Annotated in this window: 15 protein-coding genes; 5 read left to right on the forward strand and 10 right to left on the reverse strand. The window is 72.1% G+C overall.

Annotated elements, in window-relative coordinates; genetic code table 11:
* Window positions 1-55 precede the first annotated feature (55 nt).
* Both ACPT94_RS31465 and ACPT94_RS31470 read left to right on the forward strand, forming a co-directional pair.
* Entirely contained in the window at window positions 56-112 is a 57-nt protein-coding gene (locus tag ACPT94_RS31465; RefSeq protein WP_078912442.1) for a trp operon leader peptide, read from the forward strand.
* A gap of 111 nt (window positions 113-223) precedes the next feature.
* Window positions 224-2,146: an anthranilate synthase family protein gene (locus ACPT94_RS31470; protein ID WP_360351513.1), complete on the forward strand. Its 1,923-nt coding sequence runs from the start codon at window positions 224-226 to the stop codon at window positions 2,144-2,146.
* A 72-nt stretch (window positions 2,147-2,218) separates the two neighbouring features.
* Here ACPT94_RS31470 and ACPT94_RS31475 read toward each other — a convergent pair whose 3' ends face one another.
* The 4 genes from ACPT94_RS31475 to ACPT94_RS31490 all read right to left on the reverse strand — a co-directional run bounded on the left by ACPT94_RS31475 (window position 2,219) and on the right by ACPT94_RS31490 (window position 6,156).
* The gene (locus ACPT94_RS31475; protein WP_360351515.1) at window positions 2,219-3,247 is read right to left on the reverse strand and encodes a 6-phosphofructokinase; all 1,029 of its coding nucleotides are present in this window, start codon (window positions 3,245-3,247) and stop codon (window positions 2,219-2,221) included.
* Window positions 3,248-3,352: 105 nt separating this feature from the next.
* Window positions 3,353-4,000, reverse strand: a complete 648-nt coding sequence (locus ACPT94_RS31480) for a response regulator (RefSeq protein WP_360351518.1) — start codon at window positions 3,998-4,000, stop codon at window positions 3,353-3,355.
* A gap of 47 nt (window positions 4,001-4,047) precedes the next feature.
* Window positions 4,048-5,292 carry a MacS family sensor histidine kinase gene (gene macS / locus ACPT94_RS31485; protein ID WP_360351521.1) on the reverse strand — a complete coding sequence of 415 codons (1,245 nt, stop codon included), beginning with the start codon at window positions 5,290-5,292 and terminating at the stop codon, window positions 4,048-4,050.
* Between the two features lie 72 nt (window positions 5,293-5,364).
* On the reverse strand, window positions 5,365-6,156 hold the full coding sequence (locus ACPT94_RS31490) for a lysophospholipid acyltransferase family protein (RefSeq protein ID WP_425247382.1): 792 nt from the start codon (window positions 6,154-6,156) through the stop codon (window positions 5,365-5,367).
* Between the two features lie 159 nt (window positions 6,157-6,315).
* On the opposite strand from ACPT94_RS31490, the gene ACPT94_RS31495 reads away from it, so the two are divergent.
* A complete protein-coding gene (locus tag ACPT94_RS31495) occupies window positions 6,316-7,095 on the forward strand; it encodes an alpha/beta hydrolase (RefSeq protein WP_425247383.1) in 780 nt (259 codons plus the stop codon).
* Window positions 7,088-7,756 (forward strand): hypothetical protein, encoded by a 669-nt coding sequence (locus tag ACPT94_RS31500; RefSeq protein WP_425247384.1) that lies wholly within the window; start codon window positions 7,088-7,090, stop codon window positions 7,754-7,756. Before ACPT94_RS31495 ends, ACPT94_RS31500 begins: the two co-directional genes overlap by 8 nt.
* Before the next feature lie 11 nt (window positions 7,757-7,767).
* Here the strand turns inward: ACPT94_RS31500 and ACPT94_RS31505 are convergent, their stop codons facing one another.
* The 6 genes from ACPT94_RS31505 to ACPT94_RS31530 all read right to left on the reverse strand — a co-directional run bounded on the left by ACPT94_RS31505 (window position 7,768) and on the right by ACPT94_RS31530 (window position 13,208).
* Entirely contained in the window at window positions 7,768-8,583 is an 816-nt protein-coding gene (locus ACPT94_RS31505) for an endonuclease/exonuclease/phosphatase family protein (protein ID WP_425247385.1), read from the reverse strand.
* 153 nt (window positions 8,584-8,736) lie between these two features.
* Complete coding sequence (locus ACPT94_RS31510) at window positions 8,737-9,690, reverse strand: ROK family glucokinase (RefSeq protein WP_360351536.1); 954 nt, start codon at window positions 9,688-9,690, stop codon at window positions 8,737-8,739.
* A 142-nt stretch (window positions 9,691-9,832) separates the two neighbouring features.
* The gene (locus tag ACPT94_RS31515) at window positions 9,833-10,360 is read right to left on the reverse strand and encodes a DUF5304 domain-containing protein (protein WP_360351538.1); all 528 of its coding nucleotides are present in this window, start codon (window positions 10,358-10,360) and stop codon (window positions 9,833-9,835) included.
* A 57-nt stretch (window positions 10,361-10,417) separates the two neighbouring features.
* On the reverse strand, window positions 10,418-11,590 hold the full coding sequence (locus ACPT94_RS31520; RefSeq protein ID WP_425247386.1) for an ArsA family ATPase: 1,173 nt from the start codon (window positions 11,588-11,590) through the stop codon (window positions 10,418-10,420).
* Window positions 11,591-11,829: 239 nt separating this feature from the next.
* A complete protein-coding gene (locus ACPT94_RS31525) occupies window positions 11,830-12,270 on the reverse strand; it encodes an SRPBCC family protein (RefSeq protein ID WP_425247387.1) in 441 nt (146 codons plus the stop codon).
* Between the two features lie 140 nt (window positions 12,271-12,410).
* On the reverse strand, window positions 12,411-13,208 hold the full coding sequence (locus tag ACPT94_RS31530) for a metallophosphoesterase family protein (protein ID WP_360351546.1): 798 nt from the start codon (window positions 13,206-13,208) through the stop codon (window positions 12,411-12,413).
* Between the two features lie 315 nt (window positions 13,209-13,523).
* Here ACPT94_RS31530 and ACPT94_RS31535 point away from each other — a divergent pair, with 315 nt between their 5' ends.
* A complete protein-coding gene (locus tag ACPT94_RS31535; protein WP_360351549.1) occupies window positions 13,524-15,320 on the forward strand; it encodes an AMP-dependent synthetase/ligase in 1,797 nt (598 codons plus the stop codon).
* The last annotated feature ends 8 nt before the right edge of the window (window positions 15,321-15,328 follow it).

The raw sequence follows: 15,328 nt of genomic DNA on the forward strand, positions 1-15,328 counted from the left end.
GAGACGGTCTCTCGCTCACCTGTGAGGGCGTAATCCATGGGGTAGGGTGCGTCGCATGTTCGCGCTGTCGACACAGAACTGGTGGTGGACCGCTCATCCGGCGGCCCACTGACTGCGCGTACGCAAGACTTCGCGAAGGCCGCCCGAGGGGCGGCCTTCGGTGTTTCCGGGGTCGTTCCTCTCCGTCAAGAAGACCGAGAAGATCGAGAGGGATCACGGACCCATGAATCTGCTGGACCTGCTGCACGACCCCCGCCCCTTCGCCCTGCTCCGCCGCCGCACCCCCGGCCACGACGAACACACGGTCGAACTGCTCCTCGGCCCGGTCGCCGACCACGAGCGCCTCGCCGACCTCCCCGACGAGGGCCTCGCACTCGTCCCCTTCCGCCAGATCCGCGAGCGCGGCTTCGACGTCCGCGACGACGGCACCCCGCTCACCGTGCTGATCCCCGAGGAGCGGTACGAGATCCCGCTCACCGAGGCCCTGGAGCAGCTCCCCTCGCACGAGGTGCGGGTCGAGGGCGGCGGCTTCGACGTCGGCGACGAGGAGTACGCGCAGATCGTCGACCGGGTGCTGCGGGACGAGATCGGGCGGGGCGAGGGCGCCAACTTCGTCATCCGGCGGACGTACGAGGGGGAGATCGCCGGCTTCTCCAGGGCCGACGCGCTGGCGCTGTTCCGGCGGCTGCTGGAGGGGGAGCGGGGGGCGTATTGGACGTTTGTGGTGCATACAGGGGAGCGCACGCTGGTCGGCGCGAGCCCCGAGGTGCATGTGCGGATGTCCGGCGGGACCGTCGTCATGAACCCGATCAGCGGGACGTACCGCTATCCGGCGCAGGGGCCGACGCCCGAGCATCTGCTGGACTTCCTCGCCGACGGCAAGGAGATCGAGGAGTTGTCGATGGTGGTCGACGAGGAGCTCAAGATGATGTGCACCGTCGGCGACATGGGCGGGGTGGTGATCGGGCCGCGCCTGAAGGAGATGGCCCATCTCGCGCACACCGAGTACGAGCTGCGCGGCAGGTCCTCGCTGGACGTGCGGGAGGTGCTGAAGGAGACCATGTTCGCGGCCACCGTCACCGGCTCGCCGGTGCAGAACGCCTGCCGGGTCATCGAGCGGTACGAGCCCCTCGGGCGCGACGGTGTGGGGCGTGGCTACTACGCGGGGGCGCTGGCGCTGCTCGGGCGGGACTCGGGCGGGGCGCAGACCCTCGACTCCCCCATCCTCATCCGCACCGCCGACATCGACGCGTCCGGGCGGCTGCGGGTGCCGGTCGGGGCGACGCTGGTACGCGGTTCGGATCCGGCGGGCGAGGTCGCGGAGACGCACGCGAAGGCGGCGGGCGTGCTGGCCGCGCTGGGCGTACGGCCCGGACGGCCGCGGCAGGAGGGGACGCTGCCCCGGCTCGCCGACGACGCTCGGGTGCAGGCGGCGCTGGACGGGCGGCGGGCCTCGCTGGCGCCGTTCTGGCTGCGGATGCAGGAGCGGTCGCAGGAGCTGAGCGGGCACGCTCTCGTCGTCGACGGCGAGGACACCTTCACGGCGATGCTCGCGCACGTGCTGCGGTCGGCCGGCCTGGAGGTGTCGGTCCGGCGGTACGACGAGCCGGGGCTGCGGGAGGCGGTGCTCGCGCACGAGGGTCCGGTGGTGCTGGGCCCCGGCCCCGGTGACCCGTCCGATCCGGCCGACCCGAAGATGCGGTTCCTGCGGGACCTGACCGGGCGGGTGCTGCGGGAGCACCGGCACGGTGTGCTGGGCGTGTGTCTCGGGCATGAGCTGATCGCGGCGGAGCTGGGGCTGGAGATCGTGCGGAAGGAGGTGCCGTACCAGGGGGCGCAGACGGTGATCGACCTGTTCGGGAGGCCGGAGACCGTCGGGTTCTACAACAGCTTCGTGGCGCGGTGCGACGACGACGCCCTGCGGGAGCTGACCGCGCGCGGGGTGGAGGTGAGCCGTGCGGAGAACGGGGAGGTGCATGCGCTGCGGAGGCCGGGTCGCGCCGGAGACGCGCCCAGGAACGCGGTCGCGGGGGTGCAGTTCCATCCGGAGTCGGTGCTGACGCTGAACGGGGCCGCCGTGGTGCGGGAGCTGGTGGGGCAGCTGCGGGGCACCGGCGCGTTGTCCGAGCGGCGGCCCGCGCTGTAGTGCGGGACGTTCCTCACGGGGCGTCGGCGATCCGGTCGACGCCCCGTGAGGACAGGCCGGCTCATCCGGCCGTCAGCCGAAGAACACCCCCACCTCCGCGTACAGTTTCGGGTCGACGGTCTTCAGCCGGGCCGTCGCCTCGGCCAGCGGGACGCGGACGATGTCCGTGCCGCGCAGGGCGACCATCGTGCCGAAGTCGCCCTCGTGGACGGCGTCGACGGCGTGCAGTCCGAAGCGGGTGGCGAGCCAGCGGTCGAAGGCGCTGGGGGTGCCGCCGCGCTGCACATGCCCGAGGACCGTCGTGCGGGCCTCCTTGCCGGTGCGTTTCTCGATCTCCCTGGCCAGCCACTCCCCCACACCGGAGAGACGGACGTGCCCGAAGGGGTCCAGGGACTCGTCCTTGAGGACCACGTCGCCGTCCTTCGGCATCGCGCCCTCGGCGACGACCACGATCGGCGCGTACGACGCCCGGAAGCGGGAGGTCACCCAGGCGCACACCTGCTCGACGTCGAAGCGCTGTTCGGGGATGAGGATGACGTTGGCGCCGCCGGCCAGGCCGGAGTGGAGGGCGATCCAGCCGGCGTGACGGCCCATCACCTCGACGACCAGGACGCGCATATGGGACTCGGCGGTGGTGTGCAGGCGGTCGATGGCCTCCGTGGCGATGCCGACCGCCGTGTTGAAACCGAAGGTGTAGTCGGTGGCGGACAGGTCGTTGTCGATGGTCTTCGGCACGCCGACGCAGGGGACGCCGTACTCGTCGGACAGGCGTGCGGCGACGCCGAGCGTGTCCTCGCCGCCGATGGTGATGAGGGCCTCGACCCGCTGCTCGGCGAGGGTCTCCTTGATCCGGCGGATGCCGTGCTCCACCTTGAGGGGGTTGGTCCGTGAGGAGCCGAGGACGGTGCCGCCGCGGGGCAGGATGCCCCGGACGGCGGGGATGCCGAGAGGGACCGACCGCCCTTCGAGGGGGCCTCGCCAGCCGTCCCGGTAGCCGACGAAGTCGTGGCCGTACTCCTGGACGCCCTTGCGGACGACGGCCCGGATGACGGCGTTGAGGCCGGGGCAGTCGCCGCCTCCGGTCAGTACTCCGACGCGCATGGACGTGTCCCTTCGCCGCGGTTGCCTGACGAAGGTCACGGTAATGGTGATCCAGGTCACACAGGTATGCCCCGGGAGGTGCAATTCCCGTGAAATGCCGGGGGGTTACTCGTCGTCGAGGCCGCGCTCTATGGCGTACCGGACGAGTTCGACCCGGTTGTGCAACTGGAGCTTTCCGAGGGTGTTCTGGACGTGGTTCTGGACCGTGCGGTGGGAGATGACGAGGCGTTCGGCGATCTGCTTGTAGCTCAGGCCCTTGGCGACCAGGCGCAGCACCTCGGTCTCGCGGTCGGTCAGCCGGGGTGCGTCCGGCTCGTCGGTGCCGGCCGCCGGCGCGGGCTCGGAGGCGAGGCGGCGGTACTCGCCGAGGACCAGGCCGGCGAGGCCGGGGGTGAACACCGGATCGCCGACGGCCGTGCGCCGGACCGCGTCCAACAGCTCCTCCGTGGACGCCGACTTCAGCAGGTAGCCGGTCGCGCCGGACTTCACCGCCTCCAGCACGTCGGCGTGCTCGCCGCTCGCCGAGAGGACGAGGACGCGCAGCGCCGGGTTGGCGGCGACGACCTCCTTGCAGACCTGGACGCCCGGCTTGGCGGGCAGGTTCAGGTCCAGGACGAGGACGTCGGGCGTGGTGGCCCTGGCGCGGCGCACCGCCTGCTCGCCGTCACCGGCGGTGGCGACGACGTCGAAGCCGGACTCGGTGAGGTCCCGGGCGACGGCGTCGCGCCACATGGGGTGGTCGTCGACCACCATGACCCTGATCGGACCGCGGCCCCCCGCGGGCCCACCCTGTTCTTCGCTCATCGCGTGTCTGCCTTCCCCCGTGGGTCCTTCGTGTCCTTCGTGTCCTTCTTCGGCACGGTCAGTTCGACCTCCGTGCCCTGCCCCGGCGTCGAGAGCAGCTCCGCGCTGCCGCCGAGGTCGCGCAGCCGGCCCCGGATCGACAGGGCGACCCCGAGCCGCCCCTCGCCCTCGGCCTGCGCGAGCCGCCCCTCCGGGATGCCGGGCCCGTCGTCCCGTACGGTGACGATCACCGCGTCGGGCTCGTCCTCGACCAGGATCCACGCGCGCGCCTGCTCCCCCGCGTGCTTGCGTACGTTGTCCAGCGCGGCCCCGACGGCCGCGGCCAGCTCCCGCGCGGCGGGCGGCGGCAGCAGCACCGGGGCGCCCGGCTCGGCGAGGCTGACCCGCGCGGCGGCGAAGGGCGCGAGCAGCGAGCGCAGGTCCACCGGCCCGTCGTCGGCCGCGTCGTCGGGTTCCTCCACCAGACGTACGACGGCCCCCTCGGCCTCGTCCTCCGACACCCGGGAGACGGGCACGAGGCCGCCGGAGACCAGCGTGCGCAGCGCCACCTCCTGCTCGCCGGCCATCCGGCCCAGCTCCGCCGCCTCGCCGCCGATGACCGCGCCCCGCCGCTGCACCATGGCCAGCACCTGCAGCACGCTGTCGTGGATGTCCCGGGCGAGCCGCTCCCGTTCCCGGGTCGCGGCCTCGATCTCCAGGGCGCGGGCGAGGGTGCGCTCGGAGGCGCGGGCGACCTCGACGACGTAGCCGATGGCGATGGAGGCGACCCAGACGAGGATCACGTTGTGGACGGTGTCGCGGGCCGGGGCGCCGCGCTCGAGGAGGTTGGCGACGGCGACGGGGGTGGAGGCGAACACGGCCCAGCGCCAGCCGCCCTTGATGGCGTACGCGAGGACCGAGCCGGCGGTCCATATCGACGGCAGGGTGGGGCCGCCGTCCAGGATGTGCTGGTCGTCGACCGCGAGCGGGGTGAGGACGATGCCGGTGAGCGCGACGGCGAGGTCGGCGGCGAGGAAGCGCTTGGTGCAGGCGGCCGCGTTCTGCACGCGGGGCAGGGTGGCGAGTGTCCAGACGCACAGGACGACGTAGTAGGCGATGGCGATGCCGGGCCGGTCGTAGTCGCCGTAGGCGGAGACGAACAGGCCGACCGCGTAGAGCATGGTCAGCACCCGGTAGGCGGTGAGCGCACGCCACAGCGGCTGCTCGACCGACATCCGCATGACTTTCTCACGCCTGGCCATGTGCCCCCGTTCTCTTGTGGCCCCGCCCCCGGCACCGGCCCCGGACCGGCCTGTCGCCCCAGACTGCCCTGTCTAGGACTCCGGTCTCTCGGGCTTCTCCTTCTTCGCCTGGTCCTTCTCGGCCTGCGCGAGCGCCGCCTGCGCGGCCTTCTCCGCTTCCCTGGCGGCCTTGCCCGCCTCCTTCTCGGCCTTCGCGGCCTCCGCGATCTGCCGCTTGGCGGCGGTCGCGTACATGTCGACGTACTCCTGGCCGGAGAGCTTCATGATCTCGTACATGACCTCGTCGGTCACCGCGCGCAGCACGAAGCGGTCGTGGTCCATGCCCTGGTAGCGACTGAAGTCCAGCGGCTTGCCGATGCGGATGCCGGGCCGCATCACCTTCGGCATCACCTTGCCGGGCGGCTGGATCTTCTCGGTGTCGATCATGGCGACCGGGACGACGGGCGCGCCGGTGGCGAGGGCCACGCGCGCGAGGCCGCCGGGCTTGCCGCGGTAGAGGCGGCCGTCGGGCGAGCGGGTGCCCTCCGGGTAGATGCCGAACAGCTCGCCGCGTTCGAGGACCTCGATCCCGCTCCTGATCGCCGCCTCACCCGCGCCGCGCGCGCCGGAACGGTCCACCGGGAGCTGACCGACGCCCTTGAAGAAGGCCGCCGTGAGCCGGCCCTTCACGCCGGGCGTGGTGAAGTACTCGGCCTTCGCGATGAACGTCACCTTGCGGTCCAGGACCGCGGGCAGGAAGAACGAGTCCGAGAAGGAGAGGTGGTTGCTCGCCAGGATCGCGGGGCCCTCGGCGGGAACGTTCTCCAGGCCTTCCACCCAGGGCCTGAAGATCATCTTCAGCGGCCCCCCGACGGAAACCTTCATCGCGCCGTACAACAACCGAGTGCCTCCTGTATCTGTAGATCAGACCATATCCCGGAGCGCCGCCCAAGGCTCCGACGGCCCTGGTCGGTGTCGGTGCGGTCGCGTACGGTGAACCACACGTCCCTCCCACCATGACCAGACGAAGACAGGAGACCGAAGGTGCCGGTCCTTCCTGGAGCCGAGCCGTACCGCCATGACGGCGGGGAGGTCGGGGTCCTCCTCTGCCACGGTTTCACCGGTTCCCCGCAGTCGCTGCGCCCCTGGGCGCGGTATCTGTCCGGGCACGGCCTGACGGTCTCCGTTCCCCTGCTGCCGGGGCACGGCACCCGCTGGGAGGACATGGCGCTCACCGGCTGGCCCGACTGGTACGCGGAGGTGGACCGCGCGCTGCGCGTCCTGCGCGAGCGCTGCGCGAAGGTCTTCGTCGCCGGGCTGTCCATGGGCGGCGCCCTGGCGCTGCGGCTCGCCGCGAAGCACGGCGAGGGCGTCGAGGGGGTCGTGCTCGTCAACCCGGCGAACAAGGTGCACGGCCTGTCCGCCTACGCCCTTCCGGTGGCCCGCCACCTCGTGCGGACGACGAAGGGGATCCGGAGCGACATCGCCAAGGAGGGCGTCCTGGAGACCGGGTACGACCGGGTGCCGCTGCACGCGGCGCACTCCCTGCGGACCTTCCTGCGGCGGGTCGACGGAGAGCTGCCGCAGGTCACCCAGCCGCTGCTGCTTCTGCGCAGCGTGCGGGATCATGTCGTGCCGGCCGCCGACTCGGCCCGGGTCCTCAGCCGGGTGTCGTCGACGGACGTGACCGAGATTCAGCTGGAACAGAGCTATCACGTGGCGACGTTGGACCACGACGCGGACCGGATTTTCGAGGAGAGTCTCGCGTTCATCGGCCGGCTCGCACCCAGTGTCGGCAAGGAAGGGACGACGGCAGGTGGCTGAGCACGACTCCGACCGGGAGGACCGCGAGGAGCGCGAGGACCGCGAGGACCGCGAGCAGGCGGACGGCCGCGAGGGCGGCCGCGACCGTGAGCCGGAGGAGCAGAGCGTGCCCTTCGACGAGGAGGCCGCGTGGGCGGCGATCGTCGCGGGGTACGGCGAGGAGCCGGCGGATCCGCCGGGCGCCAAGCCGTTCAAGTCGGTCGAGGACCTGGCGCTGCTGGAGGCGGAGACCAACGAGGACGGTTCCGACAGCGGTTCCGGCTCGGGTTCGGCCTCGGGCGCGGGGAAGGAGCCCGGCGACGAGCGGAAGCCGGCGGGGCCGCTCGGCAGCTCCGTCTCCTTCGCGCCCGGCGTCGGCCCGCGCGACTACACGACCCCCGAGCCGTCCGAGGCGGACTTCGACGAGGACGACGAGGGCCACTTCGTCCCGCCCGAGCCGCCCCCGCTGCCCGCCGCCGACACCACGGCCAAGTTCGCCTGGCTCGGGGTGATCGGCGGTCCCGTCCTGCTCCTGCTCTCGGTCGTGTTCGGCTGGGAGATGACCTGGTGGCTGGCGACGGTCGGCATCGGCGGCTTCCTCGGCGGTTTCGCCACGCTGGTGATGCGGATGCGGTCGGACGACGAGGACGACGGCGATCCGGGTCGGGGAGCGGTCGTCTAGGGCCTGTTGCCCTAGGGCAACAGGCCCTGGCCCACGGGGATTCTGAGGGCGGCGAGGACCGGAAGGTGGTCCGTGGCCGCCCTCAGGTCGCTTTCGGTGATCCCGGGCAGACCAGGGGGGTCCTCGCCCCGTGGGGGTCCCTCCCCCTCGACCGAAGCCGAGAGTGCGGGAGGCACCCCGCAGCCCAGTACCTCCACTCCCTTGGTCACGAAGATCCCGTCGATACGGCGGTTCGGCGCGGTGGCCGGGAACGTGTGTTCAGCACCCCAGGGGGCAGTCGCCCGGCAGTCCTGGAGGGTCTCCGTCAGACGGCCGAAGGTCCGTCCGTCGGGCCCCTCGTTGAGGTCGCCGCCCGCGACCGCGTGCTCCACGCCCATCGCGGCGAGCCGGTCGAGGAGCATCCCGCCCTGCTCGTACCGCTCGTCCCCGTCCAGGCCGAGGTGGCAGCTGAGGACGCCGAGCCGGGCGCCGGAGAAGCGGACGACGGCGGTGGCGAAACCGCGCCGGTGGTGTCCCGGGGTGAGGGGCAGCAGCACGTCCTCGGCGCGCTCGACGGTGGCGCGCAGCGAGCAGAGGACGGCCGGGCCTGCGGCTGTGCCGCCGCCGGTGAGGATCACCTGGCCGGAGGCGGCCGCGAGGCGGGCGAGCTTCTTGCGCCAGCGGAAGAAGCGGGGGGCTTCCTGGATGAGGACCAGGTCGGGGGCGCAGGCGGTGATCACCCTTGCCAGCGCTTGGGTGTCGTCGCGCATCGAGCGGATGTTGTAGCTCAGTACGCGGATGAGGGCTGAACCGTCGGGGTCTGTGCGGGACTCAGGGAGCAGCGCCATGCGGATCAATGTACGCCCGATGGCTCGAGGCGCGAGGCCTGTGCGCGTCTGCCGGTTCGTTGTGGCTTGTCGCGCCCACGCGGCCAAGCCGCATGGTCACACAGCCCCGCGCCCCCTTGGGCCGGTGCAGTCCCGCTGCCCGAGAAGTGAGCGTCACATGATCGGATCGGGCTCTCTCGCCAGGTCCGCCGCGCCGACCAGGCCGGCCTTGTTGCCCAGCTGTGCGGCGATCACATCCGCCACCGGGCGCCAGTTGCCGCCGACGAGCCAGCGCTTGTACGACTTGCGGATGGGGTCGAGGACCAGATCGCCCTCGTCGGAGAGGCCGCCGCCGACGATGAAGGCGGAGGGGTCGAAGAGGGAGGCGAGGTCGGCGAGGCCGGCGCCGACCCAGCGGGCGAGCTCGCGGTAGGAGTCGACGGCGACCGGGTCGCCCTGGCGGGCTGCCATGGAGATGTGCTTGCCCTCGATGCCGTCGGGGGTGCCGTTGCCGAAGCCCAGCAGGACCTCGGCGCGCTCGGGGGTGGCGTTGGCGCGCTGCTTGGCGTATCGGACGAGGGCGCGGCCGGAGGCGTACTGTTCCCAGCAGCCCTGGGAGCCGCAGCCGCAGAGCAGGCCGTCCGGCACCATGCGGATGTGGCCGAACTCGGCGGCCACGCCGAAGTGGCCGCGGCGCAGCTTGTTGCCGATGATGATGCCGCCGCCGAGGCCGGTGCCGAGCGTGATGCAGATGACGTTGCGGTGGCCCTTGCCCGCGCCGAACTTGTACTCGCCCCAGGCCGCTGCGTTGGCGTCGTTCTCCACGACGACCGGGAGGCCGACGCGCGCCTCGACCTTCTCCTTCAGCGGTTCCTGGCGCCAGTCGATGTTGGGCGCGAAGTAGACCGTCGAGCGCTGACGGTTGACGTAGCCGGCGGCGCCGATGCCCACACCCACGATGTCGTGCCCGGCGCGCGCACCCTCCACCGCCGAGGCGATGGCGTCCACGATGCCCTCGGGCGTGCCCGGGGTCGGCACCTTGAAGGTCGAGAGGATGTTGCCTTCCTCGTCGACCACGCCGGCCGCGATCTTCGTGCCGCCGATGTCGACGCCGATGGTGAGTCCCATGAATCCCTCAGTTTCGGTCGAGCCCCGCTACGGCCAACCGTACCCGAGGCCCTGCCGTCGAGGTCCCGTCGTCCGACCGGTGGGCGGGCCCGCCGAAGGCGACATGACGCGCGTGAGCGCGGCCGGGGTGAGGGAGGGGGCGTCAGTCCAGGTCGATGCGCTGGCCGGGGCCGGTGCCCTCGTCGCCGTCGCCGCGCTCGGCGCGGTCCTTGTCGTCCCGGGTCGTCCAGCGCTGTTCCTGGTGCTGGACGGCGGAGCGGTACGCGGCGAGCAGTTCGTTGCCCGCGGCGGCCAGGTGGTCGAAGACGTCGGGGTTGCGTTCGATGACCGGTTCGACGGCGGCCCTGGCCTGCTGGACGACCTGGCGGACCACCTGCTGGGCGGCGGGCCCGGCGACCGCGCCGAACAGCGGGGACTGCAGCCCGGAGAGCTTGTCGGCGACGGTGTCGACGAGCTTGCGCAGTTCCTCGGCGGCCGAACCCGGCGGCGGTCCGTGCTGGGCGCGGCGGCGGGCCTTCTCCGCCTCCAGGTCCTCGGCGCAGGCGGTGGCCCAGGCGTCGGCGTCGGTCGCGCGCGGCTCCTCGCCGACAGCCTCCTGCTCTCCCCCACTCTCGGCCCCGCTCGAGCGGGGGGACCCCCACGCGTCGGACGGGGGGAGCTCTTCGCTCATGACGGACTCCTGACTACGGCTCGTCCTTACGACGTTACCCGAACGGCGGAACGTCGTTCACCGTGTCCGCGGCCACAGCGTGGGATCCGGCGCGAACCGGACGCGCAGTTCGTTCTCGCGCAGGGCGGCGCCGGCGACGGTGCAGCGGCGCAGGGCGGAGGGCAGCGGGACGATCCGGCGGAACGGCCCGGCGGTGACGAGGAGCTCGTCGCCGCGCCGGATGAGGTCGAGGTCGTCCCGTATGGCGCCGGGCAGGGGGATGTGCCACACGAGCACGCCGTCGTCCGCCAGCCGGTCGGCCACGGGCCACTCGACGGGGGGAACGGCCGGGTTGACGCCGGGCACGGCGAGCGCGGTGAGGTCGTCCTCGCCGCGGGGGTCGCGGCCGAGGTGGGCGACGGTGCGCGCCTCGCCCCACTCCACCAGGGACTTGCGCTGCTGGGTCACCAGCCCGGAGAGGAGACCGCCGTCGGCCGCCTCCTCCGGCAGGACGCGGTTGGCGACGAGGGACTCGACGGACAGGCCGCGCAGGGCGAGGCCGAGACGGGCGTCGCGCAGGGCGTCGTCACCGGCCGGTCCGGGTTCGGCGACGAGGCGAACGGCGGTGTGCGGGTCGGCGAGGACGGCCTCGACGGCGGCCAGCTCCATGTCCCAGCGGGCGGTCGTCTCGTACAGCCACTCGGCGGGCATGGGGACGCCAGCGAGGCGCCCCAGCACCGGCCGCAGGGCACGGGCGGCCTGCCGTTCCGGCGGGAGCAGACGGCGCAGGTAGCGGCGGAGCTCCTCCGGGAGGGCGAGGAGGGCGAGGGCCTGCGGGGTGGGGGGCAGGTCGACGACGAGGAGCTCGTGTGGATCGTCGCCGTCGGCGAGGGCGGCGTCCCGCAGGGCGCGCAGGAGGGTGAGTTCCTCCGCGCCGGGGAGCGGGGTGACCTCCTCCGGGTCCAGCCGGGAGGCGCCGAGCAGGTCGAGGACGGTGGAGGCACGGTCCTGGAAGCCGGCGAGGTCGTCCCGGAAACCGGCGGCGGTGTCGGGGCGCCAGGCGGTGAGGGCCGGGGTGACCCGTACGGGGGTCGCGCCCGTCCTGACGCCGAGCGCCGTGCCCAGGGTGTCGGTGCGGTCGGCACTGAGGACGAGCGTCTTGACGCCCGCACGGGCCGCCCCGAGGGCAGTGGCCGCGGCGACGGTCGTACGGCCGCTGCCGCCGGGGCCGGTGATCAGGAGGGTGCGCATGAGGGTGAACGGTAACGGACGCGGGGGTTGACCCCTGTTTGCCGGTGACCGCGGGCTGGTGCCGGGGGTGGGTCGCGCAGCCCGGCGCCGGCAGGGTGCCTCCCAGGCCCTTGAGGCACCGGAGGAGGCGGACTGCCCGCAGCCGCGGGGGGAGTTCGAGGACGAGGCTCGTTCAGGACCGGAGCGGGGCTCTGGGGGCGTCGGCCCCCAGCCGGCCCGCATCGACGCCGGGTGCCGAACTACCGCCCCGACTCGACCCGCTTCTTCAGGCCGTCCAGTGCTCGGTCGATGATGACCTTCTCGGCCTTGCGCTTGATCATGCCCAGCATCGGGATCTTGACGTCCACCGTCAGCTGGTAGGTGACCTCGGTGGAGCCGGCCCCCGCCGGCTTGAGGATGTACGAGCCGTCCAGCGACCGCAGCATCTGGGACTTCACCAGCGTCCAGGACACCTCGTTCGCGCCGGTCCAGGTGTACGCCAGCGTCTGGTCGTCCTTGATCGCCCCGGCGTCCATGACGAGCCGCACCTGCTCGGCGCGCCCCGCCGCGTCGGTCGCGAGGACCTCCGCCTCCTTCACCTCGCCGGTCCAGTCCGGGTAGCGGGCGAAGTCGGCGATGACCGCCATGACGTCGGCCGGTGCCGCCTCGATCGTGATGCTCGAGCTGGTGTGTTCCGCCATCGCCGTGGCTCCTCCAGATGCGGGCCGGTAGAGAAGAGGTCACCGTGCGCGTGCGTGCGCACGAGTGTGCAGCGTGAAGGCTACCGCGCGGCCGACCTGCCGCCTTCACCCCGTGGCACACCGCGGCCCCGCACCAGCGCTCACCACTCCAGTGCCCAGGGCTTTCCCGACCCCGCGAAGTGCCCCACGTTCACGCATTCGGTGGCGCCGATCCGCATCCGCCGTACCAGCGGCTGATGGACGTGGCCGAAGAGCGAGTACCGGGGGCGGGTGCGGCGGATCGCCTCCAGCAGCGCCCGGCTCCCCCTCTCGAAGCGGCGCGCGACCGTGTCGTAGACGAGTTCCGGCACCTCGGGCGGGATGTGCGTGCACAGCACGTCCACCTCACCCACGGCCTCGATCTTCGCCGCGTACTCCTCGTCGCTGATCTCGTACGGGGTCCGCATCGGCGTGCGCAGGCCGCCGCCGACGAAGCCGAAGACCCACCCCCCGATCTCCACGCGCTCCCCGTCCAGCACGGTCGTCCCCGGCCCGGCGTACTCCGGCCACAGAGGCGGCATGTCGACATTGCCGTAGGTCGCGTACGTCGGTGTGGGGAAGGCCGCGAACATCTCGGCGTACTGTTTGCGCACCGCCTGCTCGATCACCGTCGCCCGGTCGTCGCCGACGCCCGCCCACAGCCGTGCGCCGAACTCCCGCGCCTCCTGGAAGCGGCGGGCCGTGCGCAGGGCGACGATCCGGTGGGCGTTCTCCACGCCGAAGAGGTCGGGGAAGATGCCACGGGAGTGGTCGGCGTAGTCCAGGAACAGCACCAGGTCGCCCAGACAGACCAGGGCGTCGGCGCCCTCCCCGGCCCGGGCCAGGTCGCGCGCGTTGCCGTGCACGTCGCTGACCACATGGATGCGTGTCCTGCGGTTTCCGGACGGTGTGGATGCCATGGCGATCAAGGGTAGGCCTGTGCGGCATACGTGAACAGTGGCGGCCGCCCCTGCGGTTACTGGCCAGTCAGTAAGTGGATGAACTACTGTGCGCCAGGAAGACACCAATCTGTGTGACGCAGCGAACATCTCGCCGGGACCCCCTGTCGAAGAAGCCATACCGGCGGGTAACGTCCGGGCAGTCCAGTCGTGCTCAGGATTTCAACCAGCGGGCCCGCGGCCCCCTGGCGACCCCCGGAGCACTGCCCGAGCCTGGGACCGCACCGTCGCATCACACAACGTCGTGGCGCCGGCGCCCTATGAGGAGCAGCAGTCTTGCGCGAGTTCAGCCTTCCGGCTTTGTACGAGGTCCCTGCGGACGGCAATCTGACCGACATCGTCCGCAGAAACGCCGCGCAGCACCCTGACGTCGCCGTCATCGCCCGCAAGGTGGGCGGTGTCTGGCAGGACGTCACTGCCACGGCCTTCCTGTCCGAGGTGCACGCCGCGGCCAAGGGCCTCATCGCCTCCGGCGTCCAGCCCGGCGACCGGGTCGGCCTGATGTCGCGCACCCGCTACGAGTGGACGCTGCTCGACTTCGCGATCTGGTGCGCGGGCGGGGTCACCGTGCCGGTGTACGAGACCAGCTCGCCGGAGCAGGTGCAGTGGATCCTCTCCGACTCGGGCGCGACCGCCGTCATCGTGGAGCTGGACAACCACACCGCCGCCGTCGAGTCGGTGCGTGACACGCTGCCCGCCCTCAAGCACGTCTGGCAGATCGAGGCCGGGGGCGTGGAGGAGCTCGGGCGGCTCGGCCAGGACGTCTCCGACCAGGCCGTCGAGGAGCGCGGCTCGCTGGCCAAGGCCGACGACCCGGCGACGATCGTGTACACGAGCGGCACCACCGGGCGCCCCAAGGGCTGTGTCCTCACCCACCGCAGCTTCTTCGCCGAGTGCGGGAACGTCGTCGAGCGGCTCCGTCCGCTCTTCCGCACCGGCGAGTGCAGCGTCCTGCTGTTCCTCCCCCTCGCGCACGTCTTCGGCCGCCTGGTGCAGATCGCCCCGATGATGGCGCCGATCAAGCTGGGCACCGTCCCGGACATCAAGAACCTCACCGACGAGCTGGCGGCCTTCCGGCCCACGCTGATCCTGGGCGTGCCGCGCGTCTTCGAGAAGGTCTACAACTCGGCGCGCGCCAAGGCGCAGGCGGACGGCAAGGGCGCGATCTTCGACAAGGCGGCGGACACCGCGATCGCGTACAGCAAGGCGCTGGACACCCCGTCGGGCCCGTCGATCGGGCTGAAGATCAAGCACAAGGTCTTCGACCGGCTGGTCTACAGCAAGCTCCGCGCGGTCCTCGGCGGCCGGGGCGAGTACGCGATCTCCGGCGGCGCCCCGCTGGGCGAGCGCCTGGGCCACTTCTTCCGCGGCATCGGCTTCACCGTCCTGGAGGGTTACGGCCTGACGGAGTCCTGTGCCGCCACCGCGTTCAACCCCTGGGACCGGCAGAAGATCGGCACGGTCGGTCAGCCGCTGCCGGGCTCGGTCGTCAGGATCGCGGACGACGGGGAGGTGCTGCTGCACGGCGAGCACCTGTTCAAGGAGTACTGGAACAACCCCGGCGCGACCGCGGAGGCGCTGGCCGACGGCTGGTTCCACACCGGTGACATCGGCACCCTCGACGAGGACGGCTACCTCAGGATCACCGGCCGCAAGAAGGAGATCATCGTCACCGCGGGCGGCAAGAACGTCGCCCCGGCCGTGATCGAGGACCGCATCCGGGCGCACGCGCTGGTCGCGGAGTGCATGGTGGTGGGCGACGGGCGGCCGTTCGTGGGCGCGCTGGTCACCATCGACGAGGAGTTCCTGGGCCGTTGGGCCGCCGAGCACGGCAAGCCGGCGGGCTCCACCGCGGCGTCGCTGCGCGAGGACGCGGACCTGCTGGCCGCGATCCAGTCGGCGATCGACGACGGCAACGCCGCGGTGTCGAAGGCGGAATCGGTGCGGAAGTTCCGCATTCTCTCCTCCCAGTTCACGGAGGACTCGGGCCATCTCACCCCGTCGCTGAAGCTCAAGCGCAACGTGGTGGCGAAGGACTACGCGGCGGAGATCGAGGCGATCTACGCGAAGTAGTACCCGAG

It is taken from the genome of Streptomyces aurantiaciflavus, assembly GCF_049808595.1.
Taxonomy (GTDB): Bacteria; Actinomycetota; Actinomycetes; order Streptomycetales; family Streptomycetaceae; genus Streptomyces.